This is a genomic window from Bacillus sp. AF62 (assembly GCF_050312695.1).
GTDB classification, from domain to species: domain Bacteria; phylum Bacillota; class Bacilli; order Bacillales; family Bacillaceae_G; genus Bacillus_A; species Bacillus_A cereus.
Map to the genome: position 1 here is coordinate 36346 of NZ_JBNPJZ010000122.1, position 13756 is coordinate 50101.

A 13756-nucleotide genomic window follows, 5' to 3' on the forward strand; every position below is an offset into this window, starting at 1 on the left:
TTTCTGTAACGTACATATACGAAGCCATTCTTTAAAAAAGGACGTGATTTATCATACAAATTCACGCTGTGAAAATACCAAAGAATATTGAAAGTCATTTGTTTAAGAAACTTAGTAACTTGGTTTCAAATGGGAAGAAAGAGCGAATGAAGCGATTATTAAATTCATGCGACATTAATAGGACCCTGATAGGGGATTTACTAATCCGATCTCTAATCTGCCAAAAGTATAAAATTAATAATGAAGAAATTAGATTTATATATAATGAGTATGGAAAACCTTTTGTTGAAAACTTTTCTGACTTTCATTTTAATGTGTCTCATTCAGGAGAATGGGTGGTTTGTACTACTGCTAATTTTAATGTGGGTATTGATATAGAAAAAGTTTCAGAAATAGAGGCTTTTAAATTAGCAAAAGAATTTTTTTCAGCGGAAGAATTTTATGATATATCTAATATGAATTCTGATGAACAAATTAATTATTTTTATGATTTATGGACATTAAAAGAAAGCTATATAAAAACGATTGGAAAAGGGCTTTATACCCCATTAAATTCATTCTCTATAAAAAAAGAATCACGAACTTCAATTTCATACAAGCATATACCTAAAAACTTTTACTTTAAACAATATAACATTGATCCAAATTATAAGTTATCTGCTTGTGCAACAAGAGATGAATTTCCGCAAGAGATAATAATTAAAGACATTTATACAATTTGCCAAACTATATACAAATTTGAAAGTAAGGAGAAAATCAATGCAGAAGACTAAACTTTTTTGCTTTCCACATGCTGGGGGATCTGCGTTTAACTACGCAAAATGGAAAAATTACTTTAATCCATATATTGAAGTAGTCCCGATAGAATTAGCTGGCAGAGGATATAGAATTGAAGAAAGCTTGTACCAAGGTATGGAAGAGGCCGTAAATGATGCCTACACTAGTATAGTTAAGCAAATAGATGCTTCGCCGTACATTCTATTCGGGCATAGCATGGGGAGTTTGATTGCCTATGAAGTAGCCAGAAAAATACAGGATTCTAATAACGAATTACCTGAATTTCTTGTTTTGTCCGGTAGAAACCATCCAAATAGTAAAATAAAAAATATCCGATATAATCTTCCTAATGAACAATTTAAAAGAGAAGTTATTGCAATGGGAGGTACACCATCTGGGGTACTTCAATCAGAAGAATTAATGGAGATTTTTCTCCCTATTTTAAGAGCAGATTTTAAGATTGTCGAGACATACATTCATGATAATAATATACAACCATGTGATATTGATTTTCTTATATTTAATGGGAAAAATGATGAATTTACTACATATGATCAAGTAATAAAATGGAAGCAATATACAAGTAAAACGTGTACTTTTCATTCTTTTGAAGGTAGTCATTTCTTTCTAAATGAAAATATTGAAGAAATAGCAAAGAGTATTATAGGAAAGTTAAATTCTAAAAGATTATCAACTAGTTTTTAGAGGTTTTCTTTCATCATCAGACAGTCGTTGGATAACTGGTGAGTTAATTGATGCAATTTGTGGATCTTGCTTATAATGCTAATTGTAAGTATTATGTACTTTAAAATAAAAACTTTCTCAATTTAATGTTGAGAAAGTTTTGGTTTTTATTATTCTAGTAGTAATCACTTTTTAAAGTTATAGAAATTTAAATATAAAGTATTGTATACATGTAAGTATGATTAAAAATGAAAAGTTGTAAATGCTAAATTTAATTAAATACGCCTTACTCTCTTTAACATTGGCCTGAATGAATAGTTTATAGGAGATTACACTGGCTAAAGATGCGATAATTGTTCCAAGCCCTCCAATATTTACTCCTAGTAATAAAGCTTTCCAATCAGAAGTAAAGTTTGATAGAAGAATTGAAGTAGGAAAATTGCTAATCAATTGACTCAAAAATATGGAACTAAAGAAGACTGAAGTATCACCTCTTAAATTAGTGCGAGCAAATGTCTCCAGCGCATCCGAATGGGAAATGTTTCCGATAAAAATAAAAAAACAGACAAAGGTTATTAGAAGAAAGTAATCAATCTTAAATAGTAAGTTTCTATCTAACGTAAATGCTGCTATCAATGTGACTATTAGTGCAATGTAATAATTAATGACACCAAAAATAGATGCAATGATAGTGATAAGTATCAAAATCCAGACGGTAGCTTTTTTTCGATTTTTCACGGTAATAACAGGTAGTTCTATTTTCAAATCTGTTTTTTGAAGTTTTTGAGTAAATATAAATAACAAACTAATTCCAAGTACAGCTAAAAGCAGGATTGAACCTAAAAATGGGATGAGCTTAATTCCATAGTAAGAATATAGGTATAAATTTTGTGGGTTCCCCATAGGCATCAAGCTACTACCGATGTTTGCCGCAATTGTCTGCAGGATGATTGTATCCATCATGTTCATTTGTGTTTTTTTACTAATGACAAGTGTTATTGGTAAAAAAGTGAGGAGAGCGACATCATTTGTTACAAACATGGAGCAAATAAAGCATAACAAAATTAGAATAATAGATATTGACCTGCTGTTATTGCATTTATTTAAAATCACAACGGCAAGTTTGTCTAATATCTTTAGCTGTTCAAAGGCCTTAATGGCCACCATTAGATTAAATAAGCTAATTAACACTTCAAAGTTAATATATTCGATCTTTGGTGAATGTATTAAGCAGCTTACAATTGCTAGTATCAGTGAAATGGTAAGTATTAAATCCTTTTTTAAAAATTTGAATTTCATAAGGAGTCTTTTTTTATTTTGAACGAATACTATTTCTTTCACAATACACCACCTGTAATCTATGTTAGTAGAATGAAAAGCAAAGGAAATATACATTTAATGATAGATATTCAACAAATCCTCTTATATTGCAATAAAATTAATAGCTTTTCTTATCAATTGGTTGTTCTAAAATTTGAAACTTAAATGGAATCATATTAATAACGTTTTCAAAAAAATAATAATATGAGTAGTTTTTTATTTGTGGAGCTGTCAAAATCATATTTTTGGATAACTCGATATTGCTAGAAAAGAGGATGACATAAGGTCCTAAATAAGAGTTTTGTAATGTTTCATCCCTTCAACAAAATCCTTTTTTGCTAAGTGTCTGTAATGTTGTAAATATGTGCAATATAGAGGAATGATTAATTGATAAAACAAATGTTTTTTGTATGATACCATAAATAAATTAAATGTTTTATTTTTTAAATATTCTTATAATATTCCGTTGATTCTTGATTTCAAATCCTTTATATGAACTTCTAAAAGAGAAAAGTATGCATGTTTTTATGAAGAAAATAGAGGCTTGTCAAAGGTTAGGTAGAACGGAATCTGCGACGTTTGGATACTGTATAAAATTCACAAAATCTCAGTGTTTTTTAGATGAAAAAAAACTTAAAATATTTTTTTGTTTTTATAAAAATCTGTACTTTTAATTATAAATTAAAGACAAGGTTTTCTTAGTTGAATAGTGAAAGCGCTTTATAGATTTTTCGCGAAGTTTTTACCTAGCCTATTCTTGAGATTAGTAGCGAGAAAGGAGATATTTCCATGTTCTTGAGACAATTAACAAAAAAACACTTAATCACTATTGATTATTATGATTTAAATCACCGGTAAACGAAACAAACATAATAGTACAACAATGTTAGTGGATAAAAATATTAGTTTGCAGAAAGGGGTAGAGCATCCGTTTGTATAAGCGTTAAGTACTTCAAAATTTCAGTTTTACGGTTACATGTTGTGATGTTTGCTTAAACAGGCCAATCCGATTAATATAGAAAATTTTTATCCTTGTTGTATTTGAATATGAAAGAGGTATTTGTACCAGGAAATATAGGTGATTTTATATAGATTATGATATAAAAATTTTGGCATGGAGTGATGGTATGGAAAGGCTTTTTGTAGACTTAGTCGGATCAACAAATGATTTTTTATGGTCTAAATTGTTAATTATTATGCTTGTTATTTGCGGAATTTATTTTACATTTAGATTGAATTTTGTACAGTTTCGAATGTTAAAAGAGATGGTCCGTGTATTAATGGAGGGGAAAAGTGGTTCTAAAGATCAAATCTCTCCTTTTCAAGCGTTTTGTATTGGTATGGCAGCCCGCGTTGGAACAGGGAATATCACAGGAATTGCGATTGCAATTGCATTAGGTGGTCCTGGAGCTGTATTTTGGATGTGGATTATTTCTATTATTAGCTCGGCCTCCAGTTTTGTCGAAAGCACATTAGCACAGATATATAAAGTAAAAGATAAAACTGGTTTCCGCGGTGGTCCATCCTATTATATGGAAAAAGGGTTGAATAAACGTTGGATGGGAGTATTATTCTCTATTTTAATCACAATTACTTTTGGTCTTGTATTCAATTCAGTACAATCAAATACAGTTACAATTGCTTTTCAAAACTCATTTGGTACAGATCGTCTAACAGTTGGGATAATCATGGCCATTGCTTTCGCTGCGATTATTTTTGGTGGTGTACAACGTATTGCAAAAATGGCTGAATACAAGGTGGTATTTTTAGCGGTATTATACATTGGAGTTGCATTATTTGTTGTAGTTACCAACATATCAAAAATGCCGGAAGTTCTTTCTCTTATTGTTCAAAACGCATTTGGTTTTAAACAAATAGCAGGCGGTTCAATTGGTGCAGCACTTATGAATGGAGTTAAACGTGGTTTATTTTCAAATGAAGCTGGTATGGGAAGTGCACCAAACGTTGCCGCAACAGCAACAACAAGTCATCCGGTGAAACAAGGACTGATTCAAGCATTTGGTGTATTAACGGATACACTGATCATTTGTACTAGCACTGCCTTTATTATTTTGCTGTCTGATGCATATAAACAACCGGGGTTAAATGGTATTGCACTTACACAAGCAGCATTAAGTGAACACATAGGTCCTTGGGCATCGGGTTGTCTTGCTATCTTTGTTTTTTTATTTGGATTTGGTGCGTTAATTGGCAACTATTATTATGGTGAAACAAATATTCGCTTCTTACATACAAGTAAAGTGTGGTTAATGATATACAGAATAAGTGTGTTGGCTATGATTGTATTTGGTTCTGTTGCCAAGATTCAAATTGTATGGGATTTAGCGGACTTATTTATGGGCTTTATGGTTATTATTAATTTAATTGCTATTACCTTACTTTCAAAAGTAGCATTTGCGGCGTTACAAGATTATATAAACCAGAAAAAAGCTGGTAAAGATCCTATTTTTTATAAAGAAAACATTAAAGGACTTGAAAATATTGAATGTTGGGATAGTTATGAGAAAACTTCAAAAAAGAAAAGTGTGTAATAAGAAGGATATTCAGACTGCAATATGTCTGAATATTTTTCTTGGTTCTAGTGCAAATAGTATTGATTATAGTAAAGAAAAAATCATTCTATATAAAGTTAATAGTACGGGGGAATATGATTAAATGATAAAGGATTCTAGCGTTCAAGTTGAGGGTCAAGAAAAAGTTTGCTTAGATCAATGGGTAGCTCATTATCGAACGTATGCAGCTAAGGGACGAAGCGCCAGTTATATTCCTGCTCTGGGGGAAATAAATGTATCGCAGTTAGGTATTTGTATAGTAAAGCCAGATGGAACAATGATAAAATCAGGAGATTGGGAGATACCTTTCACATTACAAAGTATATCAAAAGTAATCGGTTTTATAGCCGCTTGTTTAAGTCGCGGTATTTCTTATATATTAGAACGAGTTGACGTAGAGCCAACTGGAGATGCCTTTAATTCAATTATTCGTTTAGAGATACATAAACCAGGAAAACCTTTTAATCCTATGATTAATGCTGGAGCAATTACGATAGCTTCACTTTTGCCAGGGACATCGGTGCAAGAAAAATTAGAATCTCTATACGTATTAATTGAAAAAATGATAGAGAAGCGTCCCGCTATTAATGAAATAGTATTTCAATCAGAATGGGAAACGGCTCATCGTAATAGAGCATTAGCATACTATTTAAAGGAGAATGGTTTTCTAGAATCAGATGTGGAGGAGACACTAGAGGTTTACCTAAAACAATGTTCGATTGAAATAAATACAGAAGATATTGCCTTAATAGGGCTTATACTAGCACATGATGGATATCATCCTATTCGCAAAGAACAAGTGCTCCCTAAAGAAGTAACTAGGTTAACAAAAGCTTTAATGCTTACTTGTGGAATGTACAATGCTTCCGGAAAATTTGCTGCTTTCATTGGATTACCAACTAAGAGTGGGGTATCCGGCGGAATTATGACACTTGTTCCCTCAAAATCTAGGAAGGATTTATCGTTTCAAGATGGATGTGGTATTGGTATTTACGGACCAGCCATTGATGAGTATGGGAATAGTTTACCAGGAATTATGTTGTTAGAACATATTGCAAAAGAATGGGATTTAAGTATATTTTAAAAAGGAGCACAGATATTTTGGTGTTAGAGCGAGTCCAAAAGTGTTCAGACCTTATATTGTGTCTGAACATTTTTGAGTTATAAAGTATCTTTCTAAAGTAGAAGAGTGTAATGAATACTCACAATCTATAATGCTTTCGTTTATAACTTATTTATCAGTTTTTGAAAAAAATAGAGTAAGTATTGTATTAATGCAAATAGGTTTGTATACTGACTGTTAGGCGAAAGTGAGAAGTGATTATTTTGAATCTTAGTAATTTAGTAAAAAAAGACATCTATATTCTCGTTTTAATGATACTTACAGTACCCTTAGTAGGTGAAATAAAGTCATTTCCCTTAAATGAAACATTTAGAATGAGCTTTGGTGCACCAACATTTTTCTTTTTTTTGTTATTGTTTCGACGAGTTCCAGCATTTTTACCGGGTTTTTTAACAGCGATAGTCGTGGTAGTATTTCGTATCTCAATGGATGTCATTATAAAGGAAAATATGGATTGGCTAGCCGCTTTTCATACTCACTATCCTAGTTTTTTCTTTTATTTTACTTATTCGTATCTCTTTCATTTAGCAAAAATCAAACGTTTTTATCATCAACCACTAATGATTGGTTTTATTGGTTGCATGATTGAAATACTGTCAGACTGTGTGGAATTAATGATTCAATATTTCGTATTAAAAACATCGATCACATCCGAGGCAATAAATGAGATCATTGTTATCGCATGTTCCCATAGTTTTATAGTTCTAAGCTTTTTCAATATGATGAAATTGTATGAAGCACAATCAAGGGAGCGACATATAAAGAAACAAAATGAACATATGCTCATGCTCATCTCTAATTTATATGAAGATGCTGTTCATTTAAAAAAAACATTACAAGATGCTGAGAATATAACAAAAAAATCCTATGATTTATATAAAACTTTGGACTCTTTTGAGCATAAACAGATGGATTTTCAGTTTGAGGATTTAAGGCAACAGGCATTACAAATTGCTGGTGAGGTCCATGACGTTAAAAAGGATAACCAACGTATTTTTGCGGGACTTTCAAAATTAATTTCAGATGAAAGTTTTACAGATTATATGTCTGTACATGAACTAGTAAATATCATTATACGGGCAAATACGAAATATGCACAGTTGTTAGAGAAAGATATCCAATTTGTGTATAAAATTGATGGTGTGCATCCTCATTATCATATTTATACAATCTTATCTATTATAAATAATATCGTTACAAACGCTGTAGAAGCTATCCAAGGTATGGGAACCATCACAATTGACATTAATAAAGACCACCATTTTGTTGAATTTCAAATAGGCGATAATGGTCCTGGTATTTCTTCAAAATATAAAGATTCAATTTTTGAGCCTGGGTTTACTTCTAAATATGATGATTTAGGCAATCCATCGACAGGTATCGGATTATCGTATGTTAAAGAAATGGTCGCACAACTTGAAGGTGATGTTACGCTTGAGGACAGAACCGAAGGAAAAGGATCAATTTTTATAATTAAATTAGGGATTGATCATATAATTTCGAAAGGGTGATTCTATGTATTTTTATATAGTAGATGATGAAAAAGCGGTTCGCTCAATGTTGGCTCAAATTATCGAGGATGAAGATCTTGGGGAGGTTATAGGAGAAGCTGAGGATGGTTTATCTTTAGAGCAACAAATGGTAATCCTTAAAAATATAGACATTTTATTTATCGATTTGTTAATGCCGAATCAAGATGGAATAAAAACAATTCGTCAAATAAAGCCTTCGTTTAAAGGGAAAATCATCATGGTCTCTCAAGTAGAATCAAAAGAATTAATTGCTGAGGCTTATTCGCTTGGTGTTGAATACTATATTATTAAGCCAATTAACCGGATTGAAGTATTAACAGTTGTTCGGAAAGTCATTGAACGAATTCGTTTGGAAAAATCAATAAAAAACATTCAAGAATCGCTTAATATGGTACTAAAATTGGATAGTAATTCAAGTGTGCAAGAAAAATACCGTAATGAAAAACATTTAAATACTTTCAATCATTTTCAAAATTCCATTCATTTTCTTTTGTCTGAATTAGGAATAGCCAGTGAAAGTGGAAGTAAAGATTTAATGGATATGCTAGATTATTTATATAAATATGAACAAGATAACACGTTGGAACAAGGCTTTCCCTCACTAAAAGAGATTTTTATGAATTTGGCTCAAAAAAAACTTGGGGATTCAGCTGAAGATGCCGAATTAAAAAGGTTCATAGAAGCTTCCAAACAACGGATTCGGAGAGCAATTTATCAATCATTAAACCATTTAGCATCCCTTGGACTTACTGATTTTTTAAACCCGAAGTTCGAAAATTATGCTTCTAGATTTTTTGATTTTACTACCGTAAGGAGAAAGATGACAGAATTGAATAATGAACCAACATTACCTGCTCGTATTGATACGAAAAAATTTATTCAAGTTCTTTATTTTGAAGCAAAACGAATACACCTGGAGTTAAGATGATAAACTCTTGCTAATAATTATTTTCAATTGATAGATTGATAATAATTTTTCTTTTTATTCTCTTTTATTTCATATTAGTTTTAAAATCAGAAAATTCCGTATCGATTCGATAGAAGTGTATGAACTTAGAACAAAAGAATATGTATTTTTATTTTTTTAAACATTAATATTCATTAAAAAAACGAGTATTTTCACAATAAAATATAAATACATAGTAAGTTGAATTTAAAAAAAGATGCTATCTTCTAGCATCTTTTTTTCTTTAAGAGGAAATATCATTGATCCTTATATTATTTGAAATTCAAATGCGGGCATATAAATAAGGGAAAAGGAGATAATATTTAACAAATTATAATTGGAAATGGTATTTTAGGTCAGAAATGTTTTTATACTAATTAGGTTATTGGTACTAAATAAGCATAATGTCTCGCTTTTCTGCTCTTTAATCTTATAGTTATTTTTTATTAAGTACATATCGTTTTTTAAAAATCTCAATCCTAGCAGAGTATATAAATTGGGTGATAAAAATGTGGAACGTAATTACTTCTTATCTTCCAGATTGGAAAGTCTTTGTACAAGCTTTTATCTTGTTTTTAATTCCGTATACTATCTCAAGATTTTTTCATTGGGTTCGTATGGCAGAGAAAGAGTGGGAAGAATGAGTTGGTGGAAGTCAAGAGACAAACAAGTGAAAAAAAATAATATTCAAAGTAAAACGAAACAAGATCATAAACCATCTCAAAATGCAAACGTTCATTTCACAAATGATTTTGCCTCTAACTTAGAACTTATAAAGCAACAAATCGGACATAATTCTGATGTTCGCTTTCGGAAGTTTAATATTGGACGCACAGATATTCAAGCTGGGATCGTTTTTGTTGATGGTCTATCAGATAAAGAGATAATTGACAAACATATTATGAAATTACTAATGGATGATTTTTCTGATGAATATAAAAATGAATCTTCTTATGTGGAGGGGACTGTTTCAAAAGAATATATTAAAAATAAAGTTCTTACAATTAGTGAAGTAGCAGAAGTCCATTACATAAAAGATTTAATACCCAAAGTATTGATAGGTTCAACAGCTCTTTTAATTGATGGTTTAGCAGATGTGTTTATTCTTGGTACAACAAAAGCAAATAAACGAAACATTGAAGAACCAGTATCGGAGGCATTAGTCAGAGGGCCACGGGTCGGTTTTACTGAAGTATTAAGTGATAATACCTCACTTTTGCGACGACACTGTGCGGATGAGAGCTTATCATTAGTAAAGCTACCAGTAGGAGAACGTGCAAAGAAAGAGTTAGTCGTCGCATTTATTAAAGATCTTGCTAGTACAGAATTGGTGGATGAAATAAAAAACAGAATTCAGAAAATTGACATAGACAGTGTACTCGAATCTGGTTATATAGAGCAACTCATTGAAGATAATTATCTCAGTCCCTTTCCGCAGATTCAAAATACAGAACGACCTGATCGTGTTATTAGTGCTTTGATGGAAGGTCGAGTAGCTATTTTGTTAGATGGAACACCATTTGTTTTAATTGCTCCAGTTACATTTAGCATGCTGCTGCAATCACCAGAAGATTATTATGAAAGGTGGCTTCCTGGTACGCTTCTCCGCTTATTACGCTTCATGACAGCTTTTGTTTCATTATTTGCTCCAGCACTGTATATTTCTTTTATTTCATTTCATCCAGGATTAATTCCCACTAAGCTCGCTATTTCTATTATCGGATCGCGAGAAGGAGTTCCTTTTCCCGCTTTAATAGAAGCGTTAATTATGGAGGTAGCTATCGAAGTTTTACGAGAAGCAGGTTTACGTCTGCCTAAACCCATTGGACCGGCAATGGGAATTGTGGGCGGTTTAATAATTGGTCAGGCTGCCGTAGAAGCAGGAATTGTTAGTCCAATAATGGTTATCGTTGTTGCGGTAACAGCTATTTCTTCTTTTACTATTCCGCAATATAGTGTGGGAATTACGTTACGCATTCTTCGTTTTGTAGCTATGTTTTGTGCTGCGATATTTGGATTGTATGGAGTTATTCTCTTCTTTCTTTTACTTTGCAGTCATTTAGTGAAACTGAAAAGTTTTGGCGTTCCTTATACCAGCCCTGCTGTTCCATATCGATTTAGTGACTGGAAAGATTTTATGGTTCGCATGCCATTAAAAATAATGAGACGTCGACCGAAAATAATGCATACCAAAAAAACTATCCGCAAAAGGTAGCTGATGACGAAAGGAAGTGGCCTTCAGTGATTACTATACCTAAAGACCGAATAACAACTTCACAAGCAGTTGTTATTATTGTAAATTACATACTTGGGACAGGAATTCTTACTTTGCCCAGAGCATCTGTGGAAAAAGTGAAAACACCAGATGTATGGCTAAGTGTTATATTAGGTGGGATACTCGCAATGGTTTCAGGAGTAATTATGGTCAAATTAAGTCAGCAGTTTCCAAATAAAACATTTTATCAATACAGTCAAGATATTGTAGGGAAATGGATAGGCAGGTTGCTTAGTTTTCTTATTATAGGGTATTTTCTTACAACTTCAGCATTTCAAATTCGTTCAATGGCAGAAGTAATAAGCTTTTTTTTGCTAGAAGGAACCCCCACATGGGCTATTGTTATGCCTTTTATGTGGATAGGTCTCTATTTGATTATGAGTGGTATTAATTCAATTGCACGGATGTTTGAAATAATATTTCCTATTACTGTTTTTATTTTTTTAATCATTTCCTTTATGAGCATCGGAATATTCGAGATAGATAATCTCCGTCCCGTATTAGGTTTGGGAATTAAACCGGTATTAGATGGGATAAAAACAACGTCTCTCGCATATACAGGTCCTGAAATTATGTTAATTCTTTTGGTATTTATGGAACAACGAAATAAAGCAGTAAAAGCTATTTTAGTTGGAATTTCTATTCCGTTAATCTTTTATGTAATAACTGTTGTAATGGTCATTGGTGCATTATCAATTGATGGAGTTGTAACAAGAACATGGCCGACAATTGACCTTATGCGCAGTTTTGAAATTTCTGGATTGATATTTGAACGTTTTGAATCTTTACTGCTTGTAATATGGATTATGCAAATATTTGCTACCTATACGATTAGTTATTATGCAGCTGCATTAGGATTAGCACAACTCTTTAAAAAGAGTATTCATCCGTTTATTTTTGCTTTAATTCCAATCATTTACATCATTGCTATGACTTCGAAAAATATAAATGACTTGCTTAAATTGGGGGATATGCTCGGTAATGCTGCTTTATTTTTATTTGGTTTACTGCCACTGCTTCTTCTTATTATTACGCGATTAAAAGGAGGAGTAGTGTGAAACATAAATTTAATTATATGCGGTTCTATTTGGCTTTGTTATGGACGCTTTTGCTTCTATTTTTAACAGGATGTTGGAGCAGTAAAGAAGTAGAAGAGCTGAGCTTAACTGCAGGTATAGCACTAGATAAAGGGAAGGATTCAACAATTGAGAAAGAGGATGAGGAAGGAGGTTATCCTAAAAGAAATCTTATAACAGCTACTTATCAAATTGTTAGTTCGCAAGCACAAAGTAAAGGAAATGGACAACAAAAACGTTATATAAATGTTTCTGAGACCGGTGATTCCATTCATCAAATTGTTCGTGAGTTTTCATTGAAAAGAGAGAGCACAATGTTCAGCCCACATTTAAAAAACATTGTTATTAGTGATAGTCTTGTACGTACATACAGTTTAGAACAATTACTTGAACAGTATCTCCGTGACAATGAAGTTCGGCTTAGCTGTATGCTCTTAATTAGCAAGGGTCTAGCGAAGGAGGTACTGGAATCAAACAAAAAAGGAGAAATCCCAGCATTTCGTTTGTCTGGAATTGCAGATAATAGAAATAGAACAACAAGGATTTTACCTCCTGTATCGCTCGCTAAATTGGAAGGAAAGATGCGGTCAGGGTCCAGTTTTCTTTTGCAAAATGTAATCTCGATAAAAGGAGAAACAAAATTTGCAGGAGCTGCTGTAATTAAAGGAAAGACAAAAAAGTTGATGGGCTTTTTAAATGAACAGGAATTGGAAGGAGTAGTATGGATAAACGGAAAAAGGAATGGTGGTGTGGTAAAAACTTTTGATAAAGAATCAAAGAAACTCATTATATACGAAATAAAGTCAATAAAAAGCAAAATCATACCACATGTTAACGGAAATAATATTTCCTTTGATGTAAACATTGAATCAGAAGGGCGTTTGTCTGAAAATTGGATGCAATCAGGAAAAGATTTTGAAAATGAATTTTTAAAAAGGGAAGAAAACGCTATTGAAAAAGAAGTAAAGCACTTAGTACATCATGTTACAAAAAAAATACAAAAAGAATACCAAGTCGATATTGCGGGTTTTGGCAACCAATTAAGAATTAAACACCCGAGAACATGGGAGAAAGTCAAAAAAAAATTGGGATCAAACATTTAGTAAGGTACCGATTAAATATCATATAAATGTAACTATACAAGATTATGGAGCGTCAAGTTTAAAACGGTGAGATACCTTAATTGAAATTATATTTGCATCAAAACAAAAAGTTACAAAAATTTTAATTTAAAAATTTTTGTAACTTTTTGTTTTTTTATGTCCTTCTTATTATAGATTAAAGAAATGATTTTATCCGGCTATTTGCCGGGCAGTAAGACCCCCACCTCAAAATTCAGCGAAAGCAAAGAAGTTATTAGAGGTATATGTAAGCTCTATATAGGGAGGAGAATTTTGAAATTCTATTGATAAACCAAGTAATTGTAATAGTCCTTATTTAGAATAATAAT

General features: G+C 31.9%; 10 protein-coding genes and 2 pseudogenes. 11 read left to right on the top strand and 1 reads right to left on the bottom strand.

Annotated features, from left to right (window positions below; genetic code table 11):
- Positions 1 to 68 precede the first annotated feature (68 nt).
- The 3 genes and pseudogenes from ACQRBL_RS28840 to ACQRBL_RS28850 all read left to right on the top strand — a co-directional run.
- On the top strand, positions 69 to 773 hold the full coding sequence (locus ACQRBL_RS28840; protein ID WP_002042141.1) for a 4'-phosphopantetheinyl transferase family protein: 705 nt from the start codon (positions 69 to 71) through the stop codon (positions 771 to 773).
- Positions 760 to 1482, top strand: coding sequence for a thioesterase II family protein (locus ACQRBL_RS28845; RefSeq protein WP_023521954.1), 723 nt, complete (start codon positions 760 to 762; stop codon positions 1480 to 1482). The genes ACQRBL_RS28840 and ACQRBL_RS28845 overlap by 14 nt, the downstream gene beginning before the upstream one ends.
- A 1-nt stretch (position 1483) precedes the next feature.
- Positions 1484 to 1558: pseudogene (locus tag ACQRBL_RS28850) on the top strand (short-chain dehydrogenase); the annotation flags it as partial.
- 101 nt (positions 1559 to 1659) lie between these two features.
- Here ACQRBL_RS28850 and ACQRBL_RS28855 read toward each other — a convergent pair.
- The gene (locus ACQRBL_RS28855) at positions 1660 to 2802 is read right to left on the bottom strand and encodes an anion transporter (RefSeq protein WP_023521955.1); all 1143 of its coding nucleotides are present in this window, start codon (positions 2800 to 2802) and stop codon (positions 1660 to 1662) included.
- A gap of 1106 nt (positions 2803 to 3908) precedes the next feature.
- On the opposite strand from ACQRBL_RS28855, the gene ACQRBL_RS28860 reads away from it, so the two are divergent.
- The 8 genes and pseudogenes from ACQRBL_RS28860 (at position 3909) to ACQRBL_RS28895 (ending at position 13479) form a co-directional block, all read left to right on the top strand.
- Positions 3909 to 5333 carry an alanine/glycine:cation symporter family protein gene (locus tag ACQRBL_RS28860; protein ID WP_097920108.1) on the top strand — a complete coding sequence of 475 codons (1425 nt, stop codon included), beginning with the start codon at positions 3909 to 3911 and terminating at the stop codon, positions 5331 to 5333.
- Positions 5334 to 5457: 124 nt separating this feature from the next.
- The gene (gene glsA, locus ACQRBL_RS28865; RefSeq protein WP_411996068.1) at positions 5458 to 6438 is read left to right on the top strand and encodes a glutaminase GlsA; all 981 of its coding nucleotides are present in this window, start codon (positions 5458 to 5460) and stop codon (positions 6436 to 6438) included.
- Positions 6439 to 6671: 233 nt separating this feature from the next.
- Entirely contained in the window at positions 6672 to 7988 is a 1317-nt protein-coding gene (locus ACQRBL_RS28870) for a sensor histidine kinase (RefSeq protein ID WP_000584810.1), read from the top strand.
- A gap of 4 nt (positions 7989 to 7992) precedes the next feature.
- A complete protein-coding gene (locus ACQRBL_RS28875; RefSeq protein ID WP_000274088.1) occupies positions 7993 to 8937 on the top strand; it encodes a response regulator in 945 nt (314 codons plus the stop codon).
- A 527-nt stretch (positions 8938 to 9464) separates the two neighbouring features.
- Positions 9465 to 9599, top strand: a complete 135-nt coding sequence (locus tag ACQRBL_RS28880; RefSeq protein ID WP_000267389.1) for a hypothetical protein — start codon at positions 9465 to 9467, stop codon at positions 9597 to 9599.
- Positions 9596 to 11170 (top strand): spore germination protein, encoded by a 1575-nt coding sequence (locus ACQRBL_RS28885; protein WP_000119220.1) that lies wholly within the window; start codon positions 9596 to 9598, stop codon positions 11168 to 11170. The genes ACQRBL_RS28880 and ACQRBL_RS28885 overlap by 4 nt, the downstream gene beginning before the upstream one ends.
- Positions 11171 to 11196: 26 nt before the next feature.
- Positions 11197 to 12288 (top strand): spore germination protein, encoded by a 1092-nt coding sequence (locus ACQRBL_RS28890; protein ID WP_078993247.1) that lies wholly within the window; start codon positions 11197 to 11199, stop codon positions 12286 to 12288.
- Positions 12285 to 13479 (top strand): annotated as a pseudogene (locus ACQRBL_RS28895) (Ger(x)C family spore germination protein). Before ACQRBL_RS28890 ends, ACQRBL_RS28895 begins: the two are co-directional and overlap by 4 nt.
- Positions 13480 to 13756: the final 277 nt, after the last annotated feature.

What these genes read in the sequence shown, in the direction of transcription:
- ACQRBL_RS28845 (WP_023521954.1), top strand. Translation starts at nt 760, where the DNA reads ATGCAGAAGACTAAACTTTTTTGCTTTCCACATGCTGGGGGATCTGCG.
- ACQRBL_RS28860 (WP_097920108.1), top strand. Translation starts at nt 3,909, where the DNA reads ATGGAAAGGCTTTTTGTAGACTTAGTCGGATCAACAAATGATTTTTTA.
- glsA (WP_411996068.1), top strand. Translation starts at nt 5,458, where the DNA reads ATGATAAAGGATTCTAGCGTTCAAGTTGAGGGTCAAGAAAAAGTTTGC.
- ACQRBL_RS28875 (WP_000274088.1), top strand. Translation starts at nt 7,993, where the DNA reads ATGTATTTTTATATAGTAGATGATGAAAAAGCGGTTCGCTCAATGTTG.
- ACQRBL_RS28880 (WP_000267389.1), top strand. Translation starts at nt 9,465, where the DNA reads ATGTGGAACGTAATTACTTCTTATCTTCCAGATTGGAAAGTCTTTGTA.
- ACQRBL_RS28885 (WP_000119220.1), top strand. Translation starts at nt 9,596, where the DNA reads ATGAGTTGGTGGAAGTCAAGAGACAAACAAGTGAAAAAAAATAATATT.